This is a genomic window from Pseudomonas sp. GW822-FHT04C11 (assembly GCF_058800905.1).
Genome location: NZ_JBXAMS010000004.1, coordinates 216,073 through 238,342 on the forward strand (window position 1 = coordinate 216,073; position 22,270 = coordinate 238,342).

At 58.8% G+C, this 22,270-nt stretch carries 17 protein-coding genes, 1 tRNA gene and 2 pseudogenes; 12 read left to right on the plus strand and 8 right to left on the minus strand.

The genetic code is table 11. From position 1 onward, the window contains the following. Positions 1-24 precede the first annotated feature (24 nt). The gene (locus tag AC1RJ3_RS08800) at positions 25-1,539 is read left to right on the plus strand and encodes an ABC transporter substrate-binding protein (RefSeq protein ID WP_493078449.1); all 1,515 of its coding nucleotides are present in this window, start codon (positions 25-27) and stop codon (positions 1,537-1,539) included. 310 nt (positions 1,540-1,849) lie between these two features. On the opposite strand, the pseudogene AC1RJ3_RS08805 reads toward AC1RJ3_RS08800, so the two are convergent. The 8 genes and pseudogenes from AC1RJ3_RS08805 to AC1RJ3_RS08840 form a co-directional block, all read right to left on the minus strand. Continuing rightward, positions 1,850-2,053, minus strand: a pseudogene (locus AC1RJ3_RS08805) (PAAR domain-containing protein); the annotation flags it as partial. A 157-nt stretch (positions 2,054-2,210) separates the two neighbouring features. Beyond that, positions 2,211-2,420 (minus strand): annotated as a pseudogene (locus AC1RJ3_RS08810) (Arm DNA-binding domain-containing protein); the annotation flags it as partial. 86 nt (positions 2,421-2,506) lie between these two features. Further along, positions 2,507-2,582, minus strand: a tRNA-Gly gene (locus AC1RJ3_RS08815). Between the two features lie 63 nt (positions 2,583-2,645). Beyond that, complete coding sequence (pgsA, locus tag AC1RJ3_RS08820; RefSeq protein ID WP_054596826.1) at positions 2,646-3,206, minus strand: CDP-diacylglycerol--glycerol-3-phosphate 3-phosphatidyltransferase; 561 nt, start codon at positions 3,204-3,206, stop codon at positions 2,646-2,648. A gap of 33 nt (positions 3,207-3,239) precedes the next feature. Beyond that, the gene (uvrC, locus tag AC1RJ3_RS08825; protein ID WP_054596825.1) at positions 3,240-5,063 is read right to left on the minus strand and encodes an excinuclease ABC subunit UvrC; all 1,824 of its coding nucleotides are present in this window, start codon (positions 5,061-5,063) and stop codon (positions 3,240-3,242) included. 2 nt (positions 5,064-5,065) lie between these two features. Continuing rightward, complete coding sequence (gacA, locus tag AC1RJ3_RS08830; protein ID WP_081013790.1) at positions 5,066-5,707, minus strand: response regulator transcription factor GacA; 642 nt, start codon at positions 5,705-5,707, stop codon at positions 5,066-5,068. Positions 5,708-5,842: 135 nt separating this feature from the next. Further along, positions 5,843-6,277, minus strand: coding sequence for a GNAT family N-acetyltransferase (locus AC1RJ3_RS08835; protein WP_493078452.1), 435 nt, complete (start codon positions 6,275-6,277; stop codon positions 5,843-5,845). A gap of 9 nt (positions 6,278-6,286) precedes the next feature. Next, complete coding sequence (locus AC1RJ3_RS08840) at positions 6,287-7,045, minus strand: carbon-nitrogen hydrolase family protein (protein ID WP_493078454.1); 759 nt, start codon at positions 7,043-7,045, stop codon at positions 6,287-6,289. 626 nt (positions 7,046-7,671) lie between these two features. On the opposite strand from AC1RJ3_RS08840, the gene AC1RJ3_RS08845 reads away from it, so the two are divergent. The 11 genes from AC1RJ3_RS08845 to AC1RJ3_RS08895 all read left to right on the plus strand — a co-directional run bounded on the left by AC1RJ3_RS08845 (position 7,672) and on the right by AC1RJ3_RS08895 (position 22,256). Next, positions 7,672-8,751, plus strand: a complete 1,080-nt coding sequence (locus tag AC1RJ3_RS08845; RefSeq protein WP_347929682.1) for a 3-deoxy-7-phosphoheptulonate synthase — start codon at positions 7,672-7,674, stop codon at positions 8,749-8,751. 263 nt (positions 8,752-9,014) lie between these two features. Further along, complete coding sequence (locus AC1RJ3_RS08850) at positions 9,015-9,896, plus strand: esterase/lipase family protein (RefSeq protein WP_489111451.1); 882 nt, start codon at positions 9,015-9,017, stop codon at positions 9,894-9,896. 141 nt (positions 9,897-10,037) lie between these two features. Next, positions 10,038-10,319, plus strand: coding sequence for a peptidylprolyl isomerase (locus tag AC1RJ3_RS08855; protein WP_054596819.1), 282 nt, complete (start codon positions 10,038-10,040; stop codon positions 10,317-10,319). Between the two features lie 137 nt (positions 10,320-10,456). Then, positions 10,457-12,325, plus strand: a complete 1,869-nt coding sequence (locus AC1RJ3_RS08860) for an extracellular solute-binding protein (protein ID WP_493078457.1) — start codon at positions 10,457-10,459, stop codon at positions 12,323-12,325. Then, positions 12,325-13,383, plus strand: coding sequence for a microcin C ABC transporter permease YejB (locus tag AC1RJ3_RS08865; RefSeq protein WP_054596817.1), 1,059 nt, complete (start codon positions 12,325-12,327; stop codon positions 13,381-13,383). The genes AC1RJ3_RS08860 and AC1RJ3_RS08865 overlap by 1 nt, the downstream gene beginning before the upstream one ends. Further along, a complete protein-coding gene (locus AC1RJ3_RS08870) occupies positions 13,383-14,405 on the plus strand; it encodes an ABC transporter permease (protein WP_054596816.1) in 1,023 nt (340 codons plus the stop codon). The genes AC1RJ3_RS08865 and AC1RJ3_RS08870 overlap by 1 nt, the downstream gene beginning before the upstream one ends. A 40-nt stretch (positions 14,406-14,445) precedes the next feature. After that, on the plus strand, positions 14,446-16,026 hold the full coding sequence (locus AC1RJ3_RS08875) for an ABC transporter ATP-binding protein (RefSeq protein ID WP_493078460.1): 1,581 nt from the start codon (positions 14,446-14,448) through the stop codon (positions 16,024-16,026). Positions 16,027-16,187: 161 nt separating this feature from the next. Further along, on the plus strand, positions 16,188-17,603 hold the full coding sequence (locus AC1RJ3_RS08880; RefSeq protein ID WP_493078646.1) for a sigma-54 interaction domain-containing protein: 1,416 nt from the start codon (positions 16,188-16,190) through the stop codon (positions 17,601-17,603). 325 nt (positions 17,604-17,928) lie between these two features. Then, entirely contained in the window at positions 17,929-19,320 is a 1,392-nt protein-coding gene (locus tag AC1RJ3_RS08885) for a GntP family permease (protein ID WP_477773559.1), read from the plus strand. Positions 19,321-19,327: 7 nt separating this feature from the next. Beyond that, on the plus strand, positions 19,328-20,101 hold the full coding sequence (locus tag AC1RJ3_RS08890; protein WP_123583858.1) for a 3-hydroxybutyrate dehydrogenase: 774 nt from the start codon (positions 19,328-19,330) through the stop codon (positions 20,099-20,101). A 199-nt stretch (positions 20,102-20,300) separates the two neighbouring features. Continuing rightward, positions 20,301-22,256, plus strand: a complete 1,956-nt coding sequence (locus AC1RJ3_RS08895) for an acetoacetate--CoA ligase (protein WP_493078463.1) — start codon at positions 20,301-20,303, stop codon at positions 22,254-22,256. The last annotated feature ends 14 nt before the right edge of the window (positions 22,257-22,270 follow it).

Here is a 22,270-nt window from a genome sequence, read left to right on the forward strand (position 1 = left end):
CATTCATCAAGAAGGATTTTGACCATGAAATCGAAACATCTGAAACTGTTGACCGCCGCTACGCTGGCTGCTTGTACACTTGCAGCCGGTGTCTCCCAGGCGGCAGGCGTACTGACCATCGGTTGCCGTGAAGAAAGCACAACCTTCGACCCGATCAAAAGCGCACAGAACCGTGATAACTGGGTGTTCTCCAATGTTTATGATGTGTTGGTGCGTGTCGACAACGCGGGTACCAAGCTGGTACCGGGGTTGGCTGAAAGTTGGAAAATTTCCGATGACGGCCTGACCTACACCTTCAAGCTGCGCTCGGCCAAGTTCTCCGACGGCTCACCGATTACCGCCAGCGATGCGGTGTTCAGCCTATTGCGCATTCGCGACAACAAAGGGTCGCTATGGAGCGACTCTTACAAGATTATCGACAAAGCTGAAGCGATCGACCCACAGACACTGGTAGTGACGCTCAAAACCCCTTCTGTGCCGTTCCTCTCGCAACTGGCATTACCCAATGTTTCCATCCTATCGCAGAAAGCCATGGAAAAAATGGGTGAGGAGGCCTACGCCCAGGAGCCTGTTGCGTCCGGTGCCTTTACCGTCAAAGAGTGGTTGCGTGGGGATCGCGTCGTACTGGAGAAGAATCCCAACTTCTGGCAGGCCGACAAAGTCAGTCTGGATGGCGTGGAGTGGATCTCCATACCGGATGACAATACGCGAATGCTGAAGGTACAGGCAGGCGAACTGGACTCGGCAATCTTCGTCCCCTTCTCCCGCGTCGAAACCCTGAAGAAGGACTCCAACCTGGTCGTGCACATGAACCCCTCCACCCGGGAAGATCACTTATTGATCAATCATGAACACGGACTGCTGGCCAAGCCTGAAGTGCGCCAAGCACTGGATCTTGCAATCAACAAAAAGTCCCTGGTCGATACCGTGACTTTCGGCCATGGCCAAGTGGCTTATTCATATATCCCTAAAGGTGCGCTTTATCACAATGCCGATAATCTGCAGCGCCCGTATAACCCGGAAAAAGCAAAAAAAATGTTGGCGGATGCTGGCGCTTCACGCCTGAAGCTCAACTATGTAGTCAACGCTGGCAACGAGGCCGATGAGCAGATCGCCGTACTGGTTCAGCAGCAGCTCGCAGCAGCGGGGGTGACTGTCACCTTGCAGAAAGTCGACCCGACCCAGAGCTGGCAAATGCTGATCGACGGCGATTACGATCTGTCCGTGATGTACTGGACCAACGACATCCTTGATCCGGACCAGAAGACCACCTTCGTTCTGGGGCACGACACCAACATGAATTACATGACCCGCTACAAGAACGGCAAGGTCAAGGATCTGGTCGCTACCGCACGAGTCGAAGTGGACCCGAGCAAGCGCAAGCAGATGTATACCGACCTGCAGACGATGGCCAAGCAGGACGTCAACTGGATCGACCTCTACTACAGCCCGTACATCAACGTTTCGCGCAAAAACATCGAACACTTCCAGCAAAATCCGTTGGGACGTTTTAGTCTTGAGGAAACGGTGAAGAACTAGTTGTTGTGATTCAAGAGGTTATTCATCCGCCCCTAAGCGATCAGCGTCGGGGGGTAGGCTCACCGGAGACATACATCGTAGTCGGGTAGATCACTGTGGCCGTCGTTGGGAAACGCCCCTTTGCATAGGGGACAAGGCTGTGGCCACAGCTGATAACACAAACTATACCCCCTTAAAAACCGGTTACATTTCATTTGGCGCCCCGGCCTATTCGATCTACTCAATCAACTCATCGCCTTGTGCCTGCCCAGGCGGGGTGTTCACTGTATTCTCGTTCGTCCTGTGATTACGTTTGCACGACATCGAGTAGTCACAACAGTCGGATACCCCGCCTTGAAGTGCTTGGCTGCCAGCTGATCACAGCCCCCTTCGGATCACTGGCGATCAGGCTGGCACCACAGGCGGTTTTCATACCGTCCAGCGCCACAGCAATTCCGCCCACCGTGTAGGTGCTGCTGCCCTCAGCTATGGGGAAGACGCCTTTGCACAGCGGGCAGCTGACTTTGTAACCAACAACCACCTGTCAGCACCGGACTCAACTTCCTCTACCCCTCATCAATCCATCAAGGGCGTCCCAGCTTCAGCGTGACTGCCTTGAAGGTTCGCCATGCGAGGAAGACCGCTGTAAAGGAGTTCTCATCAGCCGCCAAAGCGGTAAAACGATCCTCTCTTCAAGCTGCGCGAGGGTCAGCGCCCTTGGCAACCAAGGCTCGTACTTGATCGCGTGCCAGCCTAGCGTCTTTAAGGCTTATTTCCGGATACATTCCCAAGGAAATGCGAGCCGGTTTACCCAGCCAGTTAAAACGAAAATGCCAGCTCTTGGCACCCTTCGAGCTGACGAATAGGTGCAAGCCATCCATGTCCTTGAGGCTGTAATTTTTACGAGGTTTTTTACGTTGCGAATGGACGTACCAATAAAAAAACGCACAAAAAAAACGCCACTCATTGAGTGGCGTTTTTTTGTATTTGGAGCGGGAAACGAGACTCGAACTCGCGACCCCGACCTTGGCAAGGTCGTGCTCTACCAACTGAGCTATTCCCGCGTCTTGGTGTGGCGCATTCTATAGAATTTGGAAGTCTCGTCAACCCCTTGATTCAAAAAAGTTTTATTTTTTTTCTACATCGGTTTTCAGATGCGGCCAGGCAGCACGCAGATATTGCACCATGGACCACAACGTCAGGCCTGCGGAGACCATCAGCAAGGTATAACCCACCAGAACCCAAAAACTGAAGTCCGACGGATTGGCCAGCAGGATCACCAGCGCCAGCATCTGCGCAGCGGTTTTCCATTTGCCCAGGTTCGAGACGGCAACATGCGCACGCGCGCCCAGTTCGGCCATCCACTCTCTAAGTGCGGAGACGACGATTTCACGGCCGATGATCACCGCAGCCGGCAGCGTGAGCCACAGGTTGCCATGCTCTTGCACCAGCAGCACCAATGCCACTGCGACCATCAGTTTGTCGGCTACCGGATCGAGAAATGCGCCGAACGGTGTGCTTTGTTCCAGGCGGCGGGCCAAATAGCCATCCAGCCAGTCGGTAGCCGCAGCGAACGCGAAGACCGAGGCGGACGCCAGGTAGCTCCATTGGTACGGCAGGTAAAACAGCAAAATGAAGATTGGAATAAGTAGAACGCGTAGAACGGTGATCAGATTAGGGATATTCATCGGCACAACTGGCTACGAGGTGAGTTGGGCATTCTACTCGCTGTGCAGGTTTGCATAAATCAACTCAGCGAGCTTTTTACTGATCCCCGGTGCTTTGGCGATCTCTTCGATGCTTGCACGAGACAGCTCCTGCAATCCACCAAAATGTTTCAACAGGTCACGCCGCCGTGTCGGCCCTACCCCGGCAACGCCTTCAAGCGTTGAAGTGCGGCGGGTTTTGCCACGTCGCGCGCGGTGACCGGTAATGGCGAATCGGTGAGCTTCATCACGGATCTGCTGGATCAAGTGCAGCGCCGGAGAATCCCCGCGCAAGGTGAACTCGTGGGCGGCGTCATTGAGATACAGCGTTTCAAACCCGGCCTTGCGCGTCGCGCCCTTGGCCACGCCCAGAAGAATCAGGTCAGGCACGGCCAACTCGTTGAGCACATCACGCGCCATGGACAACTGCCCCTTGCCGCCGTCCACCAGCAGGATGTCCGGCAACTTGCCCTCGCCGTCCTTCAGCTTGCTGAAGCGTCGAGTCAGCGCCTGATGCATCGCCGCGTAGTCATCGCCCGGCGTGACACCTTCGATATTGTAGCGGCGGTAGTCGGACTTCAGCGGTCCTTCGGGGCCAAACACCACGCAAGACGCCACTGTCGCTTCGCCGCTCGAGTGACTGATGTCATAGCATTCCAGCCGTTGCGGCGGCTCATCCAGGTCAAGCACTTGCGCCAAGGCTTCAAACCGTGCAGCAACGTGCTGACGGTTGGCCAGACGCGCCCCGAGCGCCTGCTCGGCATTGGTCACGGCCAGTTGCTGCCAGCGTGCTCGCGTACCGCGGACCCGATGGCTGATAGTCAACTCGCGACCACGCAGCTCTTCAATGGCCGCGATCAGGGTCGGAAAGTCCTCGTGGACCACATTGACGATCAATTCGCTCGGCAAGTCGCGTTCGGGACTGCTGATGAAGTACTGGCCAAGAAACGCCGCCATCACCTCGGCAACATCTTCTTCAATACCCACCTGTGGGAAAAAGTTCTTGCTGCCCAGCACCCGTCCGCCACGCACACTGATCAGATGAACACAGGCACCGCCCGGGTTGATGAACGCCGCGATGACGTCGACATCCCCCGTTCCGCCTTCCATGCTCTGTTGATCCTGCACCCGGCGCAGCAGGGAAATCTGATCCCGCAGCTCGGCCGCCCGTTCGAAATCGAGGGTACTCGCCGCCTGCTCCATGCCTGCGGACAGCTCGTCTGTCAGCGCATTGCTGCGACCTTCGAGGAACATCACCGAGTGACGCACATCCTCGGCGTACACCTGCGGTTCGACCAGGCCAACGCAAGGTGCCTTGCACCGTTTGATCTGGTACTGCAGGCAAGGTCGCGTGCGGTTCTTGTAGTAGCTGTCTTCGCACTGACGAACAAAAAAGGTCTTTTGCAGCAGGCTCAGGCTTTCACGAATCGCACCGGCGCTCGGGTAAGGACCGAAGTACTTGCCCTTCAGCTTTTTCGCACCGCGATGGATGCTCAGGCGTGGAAAATCGCCATCCGAAAGAAATACGTACGGATAGGACTTGTCGTCTCGCAGGAGGATGTTGTAAGGCGGCCGCCATTCCTTGATCAGCGTCTGCTCAAGCAGCAGTGCTTCGGTTTCGTTGGCAGTGATGGTGGTTTCAATTTGGGCAATCCGGCCAACCAATGCAGCCGTTTTGGGTGCCAGACCGGTCTTGCGGAAATAACTCGCCAGACGTTTCTTCAGGTTCTTGGCTTTGCCCACATACAGCAGGCGCGCATCGCTGTCGAACATGCGATACACACCAGGGCGCCCACTGACGGTCGAAAGGAAGGCGCTTGGATCAAACGGGTCAGTCATTGTCAGAGGCTGGCATCGACCATGCCGTGACGAACCGCCAACAGCGTCAACTCAACATCGCTGCTGATCGAAAGCTTCTCGAAAATGCGGTAACGGTAGGTGTTCACGGTTTTTGGCGACAGGCATAGCTTGTCGGAAATGATCTGGACCTTCTGGCAGCCGACAATCATCAGGGCGATCTGGATCTCCCGCTCGGACAGTGCGTCGAAGGGCGAATCATTGCTCGGCTGGAACGACTTGATCGCCAACTGCTGGGCAATTTGCGGACTGATATAACGCTGCCCGGCAAATACCAGGCGAATCGCCTGCACCATTTCATTAAGCCCTGCGCCCTTGGTCAGATAGCCCGCGGCACCTGCCTGTAACAGTCGGGTAGGAAACGGATCTTCCTCGCACACGGTTACAGCGACGACTTTGATGTCCGGGTGGCTGCGCAGCAACTTGCGCGTGGCTTCAAGACCGCCGATCCCAGGCATCTTGACGTCCATCAGCACCACATCCGGTTTCAACTCACGCGCTTTAAGCAGGGATTCCTCCCCCGACTCAGCCTGGCCGACTACTTGCAGACCATCGATGTCAGCCAACATTCGTGTAATACCTGCACGAACGAGATCATGGTCATCGACTACTAGCACCCTAATCAAGCAGACACCTCGCGATATGGTCTTATTGGTTGCCGAACACCTTAGCAAAAAGCATCCGGTAGACCTAGCAGCAAGCGCTATATAAAAAGTTTCAATTCGTCTTGAATGGCTTGAGCTACAGGCTTTACAGAGGTTTCAGCGGGAACATTTGCGCTCCATCCTCAGGAAACAATCGTCCTGCCCGACAATCTCCAGGCCCATGCGTTGATAAAGCGCTTGGGCGGGATTGTCCTTGAACACAGTCAGACGCAGCGCCGGACGTCGCTCCGCACAGGCTTTCGAATACACCTGTTCGATCGTCCAGGCACCCGCGCCCTGATTGCGAAATGTCTCGATCACATGCAACTCGCGAATGTACAGGGCCTTTGAGTCGCGGCTCAGGCTGGTAAAGCCCAGAACTAATGAATTTTGGCAAATAAGCCAGTTTTCCCGACCCACCCAAGCCACATCGAAAGCCTCGTCGATCCACGGCAGGTCATGCCGAATGTAATAGCCAAGCATCGTCTGGCACGTCAGTGCTCGCGCAAATGACAAATGTTCCGCCGAGGCCGGCCGCAGTTCAAGATCCATTTGCCCTCCTCATGCACTGACCACGGGCAGGACCTCGCCGCTCCATTCGCTGGAATTTCGACGGGCGATCACCAGTAAATCCCCGGTTCCCGGGGCCGCTGTGATCAGCGAACCGTCCGGCGCCCAGATTGCACTGCGCCCCGCCGACTCCCAACCGCCCGTTGCACCGCCATGATTGGCCATCAGCACCACCATCGAGTGCTCGCGGGCATAACCCTGCAGCAATGTGGTGTCCGGAGCATAGCCACCTTCGGTAATCAGCACGCCTGCGGCGTAGAGGTTCGCCCCCTTGTCGGCGGCCGCAGTGGCATGACTGGCATGCGAAAAGTCAGCGCACACCGCCAACGCGATCGTATCGTCACCTATTGTCAGCAGCGAACCGCCCGACCCCGGTGCAAACGCCACCTCCTCGCCCGAATGCAGATGCTGCTTGCTGTAGACCCCCAGCGAACCATCGGCAGCCAGTACCAGCGCGCCAATCAGTACCGGCGAATCGGCCGCCAGGCGAATTGGCATTCCGACCACAGCGGTGATACCCAGCTCTTGAGCCAGATCCCGCAGTGGCTGCAAAACCGCTGCATCCGGCGCGATCGCCAATTGCGCCGCCAATCCACGCTCATACCCCGTGAGTGACAACTCGGGGAACACCAACAGTTGTACGCCCTGCTCGGCGGCGACCTGGATGAAGTGCTGGTGCCGAGTAATGTTGGCGCGAAGGTCCCCGGCAATCGAGATCGATTGTGCGGCAGCGATGGTCAGTGTCGTCATCTGCGTTGTCCTTGATGAGTGTCCGCGAGCAATCACCAAGTGTGGCACAAAGCTACGCCGTGCTTAAGCCATAGAAACTGACCTGCGAGCCGATAGTATTTACTGATTGAATCTGCACACCCGCCTCTAGTAAGCTCGGCGCATTCATCGGAGACAGACCATGCTGCATACCCCTTCACAGCTTCACATCGCCAGCGCCCCGCGCTCGGTTGCGGCTGCACGGGTAAATGGCGTCTGCGCACCGGTAAACTTTTATTTTGGGTATTGGTTTAGCCACTGGCGCGCCTGATACCCACACGGCGCCCACTACTCAAGGGGTCGCCTACCAGAGAATTCTCAACCCCCGGTCGGCTTCCCGACCGGGGGTTTTGTTTTTTCAGCCCCATACATTTTTAGCGACATCACTGACTTCAAGGAATCACGACATGAACTACGCCACTTATTACCGTTACGACAGTTTTTCCGCCTGGCGATTTACCAGCCTCCGCTCGGGACAGCCTGCCGCCTCCGATCGGCCACCCACAGGTGGCATGCACACACTCGAAGCCAACCCGGCCAATTGTCGAACACCCCAGTAGGGCCGAGCGCGCGGGACCGAACCCGCTGCCAGCCCAGGAAGCCTGAATATGAACTCGTCCATCTCTGCTCTGCCACTGTCCACCTTGAGCCCGGCCAATGAAGCGCTGACCCAGCGTTTGCCCAGCTCGCTGCAACTCAAGCACCAATTGCCACTCAGCCTCACGCTGACCCAACAGGTCGCTGCCCACCGTGAAGCGGTTCGCGCGATTCTCGACGGTGAAGACTCCCGTCTGCTGGTCGTCGTCGGCCCTTGTTCGATACACGATCCGCACTCCGCCCTCGAATACGCTGGCAAGCTCGCCCGGCTTGCGGCCGACGTCAGCGATGAAATGCTCGTGGTAATGCGCGCCTACATCGAAAAGCCTCGCACCACGGTGGGCTGGAAAGGCCTGGCCTACGACCCGCACCTGGATGGCAGCGACGACATGGTCGGTGGCTTGACCCTCTCCCGTGAATTGATGCGCGAAATGCTTCGCCTCGGTTTGCCGATCGCCACTGAACTGCTGCAACCCATGGCCGCCAGCTACTTCGATGACCTGCTGAGCTGGGTCGCAATCGGCGCACGTACCACCGAATCACAGATTCACCGGGAAATGGCCAGCGGCCTGGGCATGCCGGTCGGTTTCAAGAACGGCACCGATGGCGGTGTCGGTGTAGCCACCGACGCCATGCGCTCGGCAGCGCATCCGCATCGGCACTTCGGTGTCGACAGCCAGGGGCACCCGGCAATCATTCAGACTCAGGGCAACCCGGATACGCATCTGGTACTGCGCGGCGGGCATCGCGGGCCAAACTATGATGTTCAGAGCGTCGCTCAAATACAGAACGACTTGCAGAAACTGAAGATTGCCTCGCGGATCATGGTCGATTGCAGCCACGCTAACAGCGGTAAAGACCCGCTACGCCAGCCAGCCGTGTTCAACGAAGTGCTTGAGCAACGCCTGAGCGGCAATCGCTCGCTGATCGGCATGATGCTTGAAAGTCATCTGTTCGAAGGCTGCCAACCGTTAAGCACGTCGCTGCGCTATGGCGTTTCGGTGACTGACGGCTGCCTGGGGTGGGAGGCGACCGAGCAATTGTTGCGCAACGCCAGCCTGAAACTGCGCGGATCTGAAGCGGGCATCTGAACAAACCCACATACAAGTACTCAGCGATCAATTGCCCGGCACTGCCGTTCCAGTTGCACCTCTGGAACGGCAGTGCCAGACAATCACTGACGAAAAGATCTCAAAATGTTCCGAGCAATGCCTCGAAAAAATCTGATCTTTCCCGCTATTTCTATTCCGCTTTCAACAGTTTCTAGCGGTTTTTTCCCACACCGCTCGCCTGTCGCCCTGCATTAGAGTGAGGACGTGAACCCCACTCGAACTTACGGAATACAGGTACGCCCATGCAACGGAATGCAATCACGCAACACCCGATCCTGCTGGTCCATGGTCTCTTCGGATTCGAAAGCATCGGCAAACTGGAACTCTTCCATGGCGTAAAACAGGCACTGAGGAACACTGGTGCTCAAGTGTTCATACCCCACCTCTCGGCCACTCACTGCAATGAGGTCCGTGGCGAGCAACTGCTGGCACAAATCGATCGGGTGCTGGCAGGCACCGGCGCGAGCAAAGTCAATCTGATCGGTCATAGCCAAGGTGCACTGACCGCTCGTTATGCCGCAGCGATGGCCCCCCAGAACATCGCTTCGGTGACCTCGGTCAGCGGACCGAACCATGGCTCCGAGCTCGCCGACTGCTTGCGCAAAGCGTTGACCCCCGGCCACCTGCCAGAACACGTCGCAGTGGCAGTCTCGACGTTGTTTGTCGAATTCCTGTCGTTTATCAGTGGCAAGCCGAATATCCCGCAGAACGCCGTCGCCGCCCTCAACGCTTTAACCACCGACGGCGTCGCTGAGTTCAACGCCAAATACCCCCAAGGCCTGCCGAAGACCTGGGGTGGCAACGGCGAAGAACTGGTCAACGGCGTTCGTTACTACTCCTGGAGTGGCACATTGCAGGGCAACCTGCTGGATGCAGGGCTGCATGCGCTCGATCCACTGCACGCTTTTTGTCGAGGGTTTTCCAGGTTTTTCACTCGCGAGACCGAGCAAAACGACGGGATGGTCGGTCGCTACAGCTCGCACCTGGGCACCGTCCTGCGCTCCGATTACCCAATGGACCACCTGGATGCGATCAATCAAACGGCCGGTCTGATACGCAAAGGCATCGACCCCGTCGAATTGTACTTGCTGCATGCCGAACGCTTGAAAGGCGTCGGTCTCTAGGGTTTGTTGACGTTGGGTGACGGCGGCGACGGCAAGTCGTCGCGACAGCAGGCAATGGTTTGACGGAACTTTGACGAGAAATAGGTCACTGAATCCGGTAGGCTCAGCACCTTACTTGAACATTGAATGGAGATTTCTCTCATGGCCAAAGCCACTGCCCGCCACATCCTGGTTGCCACCGAAGCAAAGTGCAACGAACTGAAAGCCCAAATCGAAGGCGGCGCTGATTTCGCCGAAATCGCCAAAGCCAACTCCACTTGCCCGTCGAGCCGTGACGGTGGCAACCTCGGTTCGTTCGGTCCAGGCCAGATGGTCAAGGAATTCGACACCGTGGTCTTCAGCGCTCCGGTCAACACCGTACAAGGTCCGGTCAAGACCCAGTTCGGTTACCACCTGCTGGAAGTGACCAGCCGCCAGGACTGATTATTCCGCGATTTGCTCAAACAACGGCCCACCTTCTGGTGGGCCGTTGCGTTTGGATCGAATGATTATGGCTGGCGAGTCACGCGCTGCTAGCGTACAAATTGTGCTTATCGATCATCCGGCTCTTAAGGCTGACAATGCGACTGGCTTTCCCCTCATTGATCTTCACGGCCCTGGCCTTGCTGCTGAACACCGCAGGCGTGAACGCTGCGCCACAACACGCCTTGACCGTGTATGGCGAACCGGCCAAGTACCCTGCCGGTTTCAGTCACTTTGCCTACACCAACCTGCAAGCCCCCAAGGGCGGCAGCATGCGCCGCTCGGCGATGGAAATCGGCCACTTCGACCACGTGTTGCCGTACATCGACAAGGGGATTGGCGTGACTCAGGTCGACGGGATGATTTACTCGCCGCTGGCCCAGCGTTCGCTGGATGAACCCTACACCGTGTACGGGTTGGTGGCAGAGAAAATGGAGCGTGCCGACGATGGTCTATGGCTGCGTTTCTACCTCAATCCCAAGGCTCGCTTCGCCGACGGCACACCCATCACCGCCGAAGACGTGCGCTACACCTTTGACCTGCTGATGACCCAGGGCAGCCTGCGCTATCGCACCCAATTCGCCGACGTCAAAGGCGTCGAAGTCGAGTCGCCGAGCACTATTCGCTTCGACTTCAAGAGCAGCGAAAACCGCACCCTGCCCCTGGACATTGCGACCCTGCCAGTATTTCCCGAGCACTGGTGGACAACCCGCGACTTCGCCAATGGCGGTGGTTACGAAGCCCCCCTGGGCAGCGGCCCGTACCGCGTCGGCAAGGTTGATTCGGGGCGCAGCATTACCTTCGAGCGCAACGCCGACTGGTGGGGCAAGGACTTGCCTGTCAGCCGTGGCCTGTACAACTTCGACCATTTCAGCATCGAGTACTTCGGCGACACCGATGTCGCTCGTCAGGTCTTGCGCGGCGGTGCCTATGACTACAACCGCGAGTTCTCGGCCACTGCGTATTCCATCGGTTACGAAGGTCCGGCGTTGAACGACGGTCGCCTGCAAAAAGCTCATCTGGCCAAAGAGGCACCACAACCTTCCCAGGGTTTTGTGTTCAATCTGCAAAAGCCGATGTTCCAGGACCGCCGTGTACGTCAGGCCCTGGCGATGCTCTGGGATTTCGAGTGGAGTAACCGGCAGATGATGCGCGATATGTACATTCGCCAGCAGAGTTACTTTTCCAATAGCCTGTTGGCAGCCAGGCAACTGCCCGATGCCGGCGAACTGGCGATTCTCGAACCCTTGCGCGGGCAGATTCCGGACGAGGTCTTTACCGAGGTTTTCGAAGCACCGAAGACCGACGGCAGCGGCCTGATCCGTGACAAGCAATTGCAGGCACTGGCGCTGCTCGAACAAGCCGGCTGGAAAGCCGATGGCGATCGACTGGTCAACGCCGAAGGCGAGCCACTGGCGTTTACCTTCCTGATCGGCCAGAACGGCATGGACCGTCTGCTACTGCCGTACAAGCGCAACCTGGCGCAGATCGGGATCAATCTGGAGATCCGCCGGATCGACTCGTCACAGTACGTAAACCGCTTGATGAGTCGTGACTACGACATGATCGTCACCGGCTATCCGGTAACCACCTCACCAGGGAGCGAGCTGTACAACTACTTCGGCTCGGCCGCCGCCACCGACCCCGGCTCCAATAATTACATGGTGCTGAAAAATCCGGCCGTCGACACGCTGATTACCGGTCTGGTCAAAGCCACCACCCAGGCTGACATGTTGCGTTATGCCCACGCACTGGACCGGGTGCTGCAATGGAACTACTACTGGATTCCCAACTATTACCCGCCAGGCTCCTCGACCGTGTGGTGGAACCGTTTCGGCATTCCGGCGATACAAGCGAGCAATGACGAAGCCATCGAGAGCTGGTGGGAAATGAGCCCAACGCCGCTGACCAACGAACAGATGGCCGTCGAACGCATCAGCCGTGGCAAACCCGGAGGGCCGCATTGATGCTGGCTTATATAGTTCGACGTTTGCTGCTGATCATTCCGACGCTGGTGATCATTCTGCTGGTCAACTTCGTGATCGTGCAGGCCGCACCGGGTGGCCCGGTCGAACAGGCCATCGCTCACCTGCAAGGCATCGGCGGCCCAGCCATCGGATCTTCCGGTGATGCCATCAGCCACGGCTCGCGGGCCAGCCGCGGGCTTGATCCACAATTGATCAAGGACATCGAAAAACAGTATGGCTTCGACAAGCCGGCACCGGAACGCCTGTGGCTGATGATCACCAGCTATGCCCGGCTGGACTTCGGCAAGAGCTTCTTTCGCGGTGCCACGGTCACCGACCTGATCCTTGAAAAAATGCCGGTGACCATCTCCCTCGGGCTTTGGGCGACACTGATCACCTACCTGGTATCAATCCCGCTGGGCATTCGCAAAGCCGTGCATCACGGCAGCCTCTTCGATATCTGGAGCAGCACCATAATCGTCATCGGGTACGCATTGCCGGCGTTCCTGTTTGCAATGTTTCTGATCGTGGTATTTGCCGGCGGTACGTCGTTGAACTGGTTTCCGGTACGGGGACTGGTCTCGGAGAATTTCGATCAGTTGTCGACACTGGGAAAAGTGGCCGACTACTTCTGGCACCTGGTGCTGCCGGTGACGGCGCTGGTAGTCGGCGGTTTCGCTACCTTGACCATTCTGACCAAGAACTCGTTCCTCAACGAGATCACCCGTCAGTACGTGGTCACCGCCCGCGCCAAAGGCCTGAGTGAACGCCGAGTGCTCTACGGCCACGTGTTTCGCAACGCAATGCTGCTGGTGGTTTCGGGCATTCCCCAGGCGTTGATCAGCGTATTTTTTGCCGGTTCCCTGTTGATCGAAGTGATCTTTTCCCTCGATGGCCTGGGGCGGATGAGTTATGAAGCGGCGGTGTCCCGGGACTACCCGGTGGTGTTCGGTTCGCTGTTCATCTTCACCCTGTTCGGTCTTTTGATAAAAATCATCGGCGACCTTTGCTACACCCTGGTCGACCCGCGCATCGACTTCGCCGCGAGGAACGCTTGATGCTCAATCTCTCGCCCCTGGCGCGCCGACGCTTCGAACGCTTCAAGAAAAACCGTCGAGGCTGGTGGTCGCTGTGGCTGTTCATCGGCCTGTTCGTCCTCACCCTCGGTGGTGAGTTGATTGCCAATGACAAGCCACTGGTACTCAGCTATCAGGGTTCGTTGTACTACCCGGCGTTCAAGCGCTACACCGAGCAAGAGTTCGGCGGGCAACTGCCGTTCCAGGCCGACTACCGCAGTGATTACGTGCAGAAGCTGATCCACAAGGATGGCGGCTGGATGCTCTTCCCACCGATCCCGTTCAGCGACGACACGCCGAACTACGACCTCAATCAGCCGGCGCCGAGTCCACCCTCGAAGGTCAACTGGCTGGGCACCGATGATCAGGCGCGCGATGTCTTGGCGCGGGTGATTTTCGGCGCTCGGGTGTCGATACTGTTTGCGTTGGCGCTGACCTTCATCAGCGCACTGATCGGCATCGCCGCTGGCGCCTTGCAGGGCTACTACGGCGGTTGGGTCGACCTGCTCGGTCAGCGTTTGCAGGAAGTCTGGTCAGGATTGCCGGTGCTTTACCTGCTGATCATCCTGTCGGGTTTCGTCGAGCCGAACTTCTGGTGGCTGCTGGGGATCATGGCGCTGTTTTCCTGGCTGGCACTGGTGGACGTGGTGCGCGCCGAGTTCCTGCGCGGGCGCAACCTGGAGTACGTCAAAGCGGCGCGCGCACTGGGCCTGACCGACCGTAAAGTGATCGTGCGGCATATTCTGCCCAATGCGATGAACGCGACCTTGAGTTACCTGCCGTTCATTCTCACCGGGGCGATCTCGACCCTCACCGCCCTCGACTTCCTCGGCTTTGGCATGCCCGCCGGCAGCGCCTCGCTGGGTGAGTTGATCGGTCAGGGCAAACAGAATCTGCAAGCACCCTGGCTTGGGCTGACGGCGTTTTTCACTCTGGCGCTGATTCTTTCCTTACTGGTGTTTATCGGTGAAGCATTGCGTGATGCGTTTGATCCGCGCTCTTGAGCCGCGATCTTGAGCCGCGATCTTGAAACGGACATTGAATATGAATGACAACCTGATCGAAATCCGTGACCTCAACGTGGCCTTCAGTGGTCAGGCTGCAGTGCGCAATGTGTGCCTGGACATCCGTCCCGGCGAGTGCCTGGCGCTGGTCGGCGAATCCGGCTCGGGCAAATCGGTGACCGCCCAATCGATCCTCCAACTGCTACCTGACGGCGGCACCGAAACCCGGGGCAGCATTCGCTATCGTGGCCAGGAACTGATTGGCGCGGACATCGCGACCCTGCGAGCATTGCGCGGCAATCGCATCGCGATGATTTTCCAGGAACCGATGACCTCCCTCAATCCGTTGCACAGCGTCGAAAAGCAGATTGGCGAAACCCTGTTGGTGCACAAGGGACTGGGTGACAAGGCGGCGCAAAAGCGCACCCTTGAGCTGCTCGAACTGGTGGGCATCAAAAAACCCGAAGAGCGCCTCAAGGCCTATCCGCACCAGCTCTCGGGTGGCCAGCGGCAACGGGTAATGATCGCCATGGCGCTGGCTTGCGAACCCGAGTTGCTGATCGCCGATGAGCCAACTACCGCGCTCGATGTGACGGTACAGCGCAAGATCCTGCGGCTGCTCAAATCACTGCAACAACGCCTGGGCATGTCGCTGCTGTTGATCAGCCACGACCTCAATCTGGTGCGCAGCATCGCCCAGCGTGTCTGCGTCATGCACGCTGGGGAAATCGTCGAGCAAGCCGAGTGCGAGCGCCTCTTCAACCACCCGCAACATCCCTACAGTCGCCTGCTGTTGAACGCGGAACCGGAAGGCGAACCCCTGCCTCGTGACGAGCGTGAAGTGGTCTTGGATGTCAACGACCTCAATGTGCGCTTTCCGCTGGGCGGCGGATTGTTCCAGCGCAAAACCTGGCTGCATGCAGTCGACGGCATCAGCCTGAGTATTCAACGTGGCAAGACGCTGGGCATCGTTGGCGAATCCGGTTCCGGCAAATCCACCCTCGGTCAGGCGATCCTGCGCCTGCTCGACTCCGACGGCAGCATCCGCTTTCAGGGCGAGGCGCTCGACAGCCTGAACCAGAAACAGTTGCGGCCCTGGCGCAAGCAGATGCAGGTAGTCTTTCAGGACCCGTTTGGCAGCCTCAGCCCGCGAATGTCAGTCGCACAGATCATCAGCGAAGGGCTGGAAGTCCACAGCCAATCAAGCGCTGCCGAATGCGAGACCCAGGTCATTCAGGTGCTGAAAGAGGTTGGCCTTGACCCGCAAAGCCGCCACCGCTACCCGCACGAATTCTCCGGTGGCCAACGCCAACGGATTGCCATCGCCCGCGCCCTGGTACTCAAGCCCGCGCTGATCCTGCTCGACGAACCGACCTCGGCACTTGATCGCACGGTGCAAAAACAGGTGGTCGCCCTGCTCCGCCAGCTTCAGGAAAAATACGGCCTGACCTACCTGTTTATCAGCCATGACCTGGCAGTGATTCGCGCCCTGGCCCATGACATGATCGTGATCAAGGACGGTAAAGTCGTGGAACGCGGCGCCAGCCATGACGTGTTCGCCGCACCGCAGCACCCCTATACCAAAGAGCTGTTGGCCGCAGCGCATCCGGGCTGGGTATGATCGCGCACATGTCGTTTGCCCGCGTCGCATCCATCGCGGGCAAGCCTTGCTCCTACGGTTTTTGTATCGTTCCCATTATTGGGATCGGCGCGGACCTGTAGGAGCAAGGCTTGCCCGCGATGACGCCCGAACAGACACCACACATTCTGGACACGACACCGATGAACACCACCGAAAGCCTCAAGGACTACCAACGTGTGCGCATGCTGGCGATCCGCTCGCTGTTCGAGATCATCGAGCAATCCAGCGAAGGCACGGTGATCGTCGACCGCGACGCGAACATCGTCTGGATGAACGAACGTTATGCCAAGCGCTTCGGTCTGGCGTCAGCTGAAGTGGCAATCGGCAGGCCTTGCGAAAGCGTGATCCCCGGCAGCCTGTTGCGCGAGGTGGTGCGTACCGGTCGACCGATCCTGCTGGACATGCAGGACACGTCCAAAGAACCGCTGGTGGTGATGCGCCTGCCGATTCACGATGACACCGGTGCGGTGATCGGCGCCATCGGCTTCGCACTGTTCGATGAACTGCGCAGCCTGTCGCCGATGCTCAAGCGTTACCTGAGCATGCAGGAAGAGCTTGCGTCCACGCGTTCGCTGCTGCGGGCCCGGCAAGCCAAGTACACCTTCGCCCACTTCATCGGCACCAGCGCCGCCAGCCTGGAGGTCAAACGCCGCGCCCGACGTAGCGCCAGCACCGAATCCCCGGTCTTGTTGCTGGGTGAAACCGGCACCGGCAAAGAACTGCTGGCCCAGGCGATTCATGGGGCCTCGCCACGGGCGCACAAAGCCTTCGTCAGCATCAACAGCGCGGCGATCCCCGAAGCGTTGCTCGAAGCCGAATTTTTCGGCACCGCGCCTGGCGCCTTCACCGGTGCAAATCGCAAGGGCCGCTCCGGCAAGCTGCAGATCGCTCAGGGCGGGACCTTGTTTCTCGACGAAATCGGCGACATGCCGCTGCCGTTGCAAAGCAAACTGCTGCGGGTATTGCAGGAAAAAGAATTCGAACCGGTCGGCTCCAACGAAGTGATCCAGAGCGACGTACGGGTGATCGCCGCGACCTCCACCGACCTCGAAGCGGCGATCAAACGCGGCGAGTTTCGTGCCGACCTGTATTACCGCCTCAACGTGTTGCCGATCCAGGTGCCGCCCCTGCGCGAGCGCCTCGACGACCTGCCGGCCCTGAGCGAAGCGATCCTGGAAGAGCTGCGCAGTCAGCATGAGCTCGACAGCCAGGCCCTGGAGTTGCTCGGCCAACACGCCTGGCCAGGAAATATTCGTGAACTGCGCAACGTGCTGGAACGGGCCGCTTTGCTCAGCGATGACCTGATCCTCAATGCTGCGGAAATTCGCGCGGCGATTGGCAGTTTTGTGCCGGTACAGCGTTGCGCATCACTGGCCATTGAAACCCATGCCAACGAGACCTTCAGTGCCGCACGCGAACGCTTCGACCGGCAGTTGATTGAAAGTACGCTCGCGCATTGTGGTGGCAAGGTGATCGACGCGGCGGCGCGGCTGGGGCTGGGGCGTTCGACGCTGTACAAGAAGATGGTGGCGCTGGGGATTGCCGAGTCTCTATAAAGAGATGCTTGTCTCTGTTTATAGACATGCCTTGAAACCGCGTCGCGGCCATCGCGGGCAAGCCTTGCGCCTACAGGTTTCGGGTGTACGCATCATCCGCGATCGGCACAAAATCTGTAGGAGCGGCCGGGCGGCGTTCCGTTTGCCCGCGATGGCGTCAACTCGAACAGCACAATCTCAAAACAGAGACGAATATTTTAAGAGTTATCGCCGTATATAAAAATATCCTTACTTATCAATAACTTAACAAGTTGGCACAAAACTCGCTATAGCCCCCTCCACACCCGCTCCACCCCAAAAAAAATAACAATCCAGGAGACACACCATGAGTGTGATCATTGCCTTGGCAGCCCTCGCGCTGCTGATGCTGGCTGCTTACCGTGGCTACAGCGTCATTCTCTTCGCTCCGATTGCCGCCCTTGGCGCGGTCCTGCTCACTGACCCCTCTGCCGTTGCGCCCGCCTTCACCGGCGTGTTCATGGAGAAAATGGTCGGGTTCGTCAAACTGTACTTCCCGGTGTTCCTGCTCGGCGCGGTGTTCGGCAAGCTGATCGAGTTGTCGGGCTTCTCACGTTCGATCGTCGCTGCTGCGATTCGCCTGCTCGGCACCCGCCAGGCGATGCTGGTGATCGTGCTGGTCTGCGCCCTGCTCACCTATGGCGGTGTGTCGCTGTTCGTCGTGGTATTCGCGGTGTATCCGTTTGCCGCGGAGATGTTCCGTCAGAGCAATATCCCGAAACGGCTGATCCCGGCGACCATCGCCCTCGGCGCGTTCTCCTTCACCATGGACGCCCTGCCCGGCACCCCGCAAATCCAGAACATCATCCCCAGCACCTTCTTCAACACCACCGCCTGGGCTGCGCCGTGGCTGGGTTTGATTGGCACGATTTTCGTCTTTTGCGCCGGCATGCTGTTCCTCCAGCGTCAGCGCAATAAAGCCCAGCGCAACGGTGAAGGCTACGGCACAACGCTGCGTAACGAGCCGGAAACCGCCGAAGACGTGAAGCTGCCCAATCCGTGGATCGCGCTTTCGCCATTGCTGCTGGTGGGCATCATGAACCTGCTGTTCACCCACTGGATTCCGCTGTGGTACGGCAAGACCCACAGCCTGAGCCTGCCGGGCATGGCCGCGCCGGTGACCACCGAAATCGCCAAGCTCACCGCGATCTGGGCGGTCCAGGCGGCGTTGCTGGTCGGCATCATCATGGTGCTGGTGTTCGGATTCCAGGCGATCCGCGGCAAGCTCGCCGAGGGCAGCAGAAGCGCGGTCAGCGGCGCCTTGCTGGCGGCGATGAACACTGCATCGGAATACGGTTTTGGCGCGGTCATCGCCTCGTTGCCCGGCTTCCTGGTACTGGCCGACTGGCTGAAAAGCATCCCCAACCCGCTGGTCAATGAAGCGATCACCGTGACCCTGCTGGCGGGTATCACCGGTTCGGCCTCGGGTGGCATGAGCATCGCCCTGGCGGCGATGGCCAATGACTTCATCGCGGCAGCTCATGCGGCGAACATTCCGCTGGAAGTGCTGCACCGGGTCGCGGCCATGGCCAGTGGCGGCATGGACACCCTGCCGCACAACGGCGCCGTCATTACCTTGCTCGCGGTAACGGGCCTGACCCACCGCGAAGCCTATAAAGACATTTTCTGTATTACGCTGATCAAGACCCTGGCGGTCTTCGTAGTCATCGGTACTTTCTACGCCACCGGCATTGTGTGAGGCATTCATGACAACTCTTTCGGGCAAAACCGCATTGGTCACCGGCTCCACCAGCGGCATCGGTCTGGGCATCGCACTGAGCCTGGCCAAGGCCGGCGCCAACCTGATCCTCAATGGTTTCGGCGATGCCTCCACGGTCATCGCGCAGGTGCAGCAGTTTGGTGGCAAGGTCGGGCATCACCCGGCCGATGTCAGTGACCCTGCGCAAATTGCCGAGATGATCGCCTACGCCGAGCGCGAGTTCGGCGGCGTCGATATTCTGGTGAACAACGCGGGCATCCAGCATGTGTCTGCGGTGGAAGACTTCCCCGTGGAGCGCTGGGATTCGATCATTGCGATCAACCTGTCGTCGGTCTTCCACAGCACCCGTCTCAGCCTGCCAGGCATGCGTGCCAAAGGTTGGGGACGGATCGTCAACATCGCCTCGGTACACGGCCAGGTCGGCTCGGTGGGCAAGGCCGCCTACGTCGCTGCCAAGCACGGGGTGATCGGCCTGACCAAAGTGGTCGGCCTGGAAACCGCCACCAGCAACGTCACCTGCAACGCCATCTGCCCCGGCTGGGTACTGACGCCGCTGGTGCAGAAACAGATAGACGACCGCGCCGCAGCAGGAGTCGACCCACAACAGGCGCAACATGATTTGCTGGCCGAGAAGCAGCCGTCGCTGGAATTCGTGACCCCGTCACAACTGGGTGAACTGGTGCTGTTCCTGTGCAGTGAAGCCGGCAGCCAGGTGCGTGGCGCGGCGTGGAATATTGATGGCGGGTGGCTGGCGCAGTAAAAGGCTAGTCAGCCGCTGTGGCGAGGGAGCTTGCTCACGTCGGCCGGTCCGCGTTCGGGCGCAGCAGTCGTAAAATGATGAACGCGTTGCCATTGGAAGAACGCGCCAGCCAGTTTGGGCTCGCTTCGCGACCCAGCGGGAGCAAGCTCCCTCGCCACAAGAGCCAGTGAGCGTGTATTAAGAAAAAAAGAGGCCAATCATGTCAGAAGTTCTTTGGCAACCCAGCGCCGAACGCATCGGCAAGACCCGCATGGATGCCTTCCGCCGCTTCAGCAATCAGCGGTACAACCTGACACTCGCGGACTACCCCGCCCTGCACCAATGGAGCATCGATCAGCGCGAAGATTTCTGGCAGGCCATCGTCGACTTTTTCGAGATCAGGTTTCACCAGCCACCGAGCACGGTGCTGCGTGAGGGCCCGCAGATGCCCAGCGCCGAGTGGTTTCCCGGCGCCACGCTGAACTTTGCCGAACACCTGTTGCGTCGTCGCGATAACGCAATCGCGGTGATTGCCATCGCCGAGAATGGCCAGCGCGAAAGCTTGAGTTACCGTGAGCTGGCCGAACACGTCGCCGGCCTGCAAAAAAGCCTGAGAGCCGCTGGCGTCGGCCAGGGTGACCGGGTGGCGGCGTGCATGCCGAACACTTGGCAGACCCTGGTGGGCATGCTCGCAACTACCAGCCTGGGAGCGATCTGGTCCTGCTCGTCACCGGATTTCGGCACGCATGGAGTGGTCGACCGCTTCGGCCAGATCGAACCGAAAGTGCTGATCACCTGCGCCGGTTATCGCTACGCCGGCAAGAAAATCGACCAGACGACCAAGGTCAACGAAATCCTCGAGCGCCTGCCATCGCTGCAGCAACTGATCATCGTGCCTTATGCCCGGCCACAGGCCCGCGTTGACGATTACAAAACCCAAGCCAACGTCGCGTTGTGGGACAGTTTTTATCGCCCAGGCGGCGAGCCCGGGTTCGTCGCGGTGCCCTTCGCGCATCCGCTGTACATTCTCTACTCCAGCGGCACCACCGGCGTGCCGAAATGCATCATTCACAGCGTCGGTGGCGTGCTGCTGCAACACGTCAAGGAACACGGCTTGCACGTCGACCTCGGGCCTGACGACCGACTGTTCTACTACACCACCTGTGGCTGGATGATGTGGAACTGGCTGGTCTCGGCATTGGCGGTCGGCAGCAGCGTGGTGCTGTACGACGGCTCGCCTTTCCACCCCGGCCCGCAACGCTTGATCGACCTGATCGACAGCGAAGCCATCAGTGTCTTCGGCACCAGCCCGAAATACCTCGCGACACTGGAAAGCAATGAGATCCAGCCGCGTCTCAGCCACGACCTGGGCAGCCTGAAAGCCCTGCTCTCGACCGGCTCGGCACTGTCGCCGCAAAGCTACGATTACGTTTATCGCGAGTTCAAAAGCGATCTGTGCCTGTCGTCGATGTCCGGGGGTACCGACATCATTTCCTGCTTTCTGGCCGGTAATCCGGTTCTGCCAGTCCGCCGTGGCGAGATGCAGTGCAAGGGCCTGGGCATGGCGGTTGAAGTCTGGAATGAGGCCGGTCAGCCGGTGATCGGTGAAAAAGGCGAACTGGTCTGCACCCGGCACTTCCCGGCGATGCCGATCGGCCTGTGGAACGACCCGCAGCAGGAAAAACTCCGCGCCTCCTATTTCAGCCAGTTTCCGGGCGTCTGGGCTCAGGGCGACTACGCCGAACAACGGCCCAATGGCAGCTGGCTGATCCACGGGCGCTCCGACGCAGTGCTCAACCCTGGCGGCGTACGCATCGGCACCGCGGAGATCTACCGTCAGGTGGAAAAAATTCATCAGGTACTGGACTCGGTCGCCATCGGCCAGCAATGGCAGGATGACGTGCGCGTGGTGTTGTTCGTGCGCCTGCGTGACGGCGTAACGCTGGACGAAAAACTTGAGCAGGAGATTCGCCAGGTCATCCGCGCCAATACCACGCCTCGGCATGTGCCGGCGAAGATCGTCGCGGTGACGGATATACCGCGAACCATCAGCGGCAAGGTGGTCGAGCTGGCCGTCAGAAATGTTGTGCACGGCCAGCCGGTGAAAAATACCGATGCACTGGCCAACCCCGAAGCGCTGGAGCAATTTCGGGATCGACCGGAGCTGGCGAACTAAAAATCCGCGTAGGG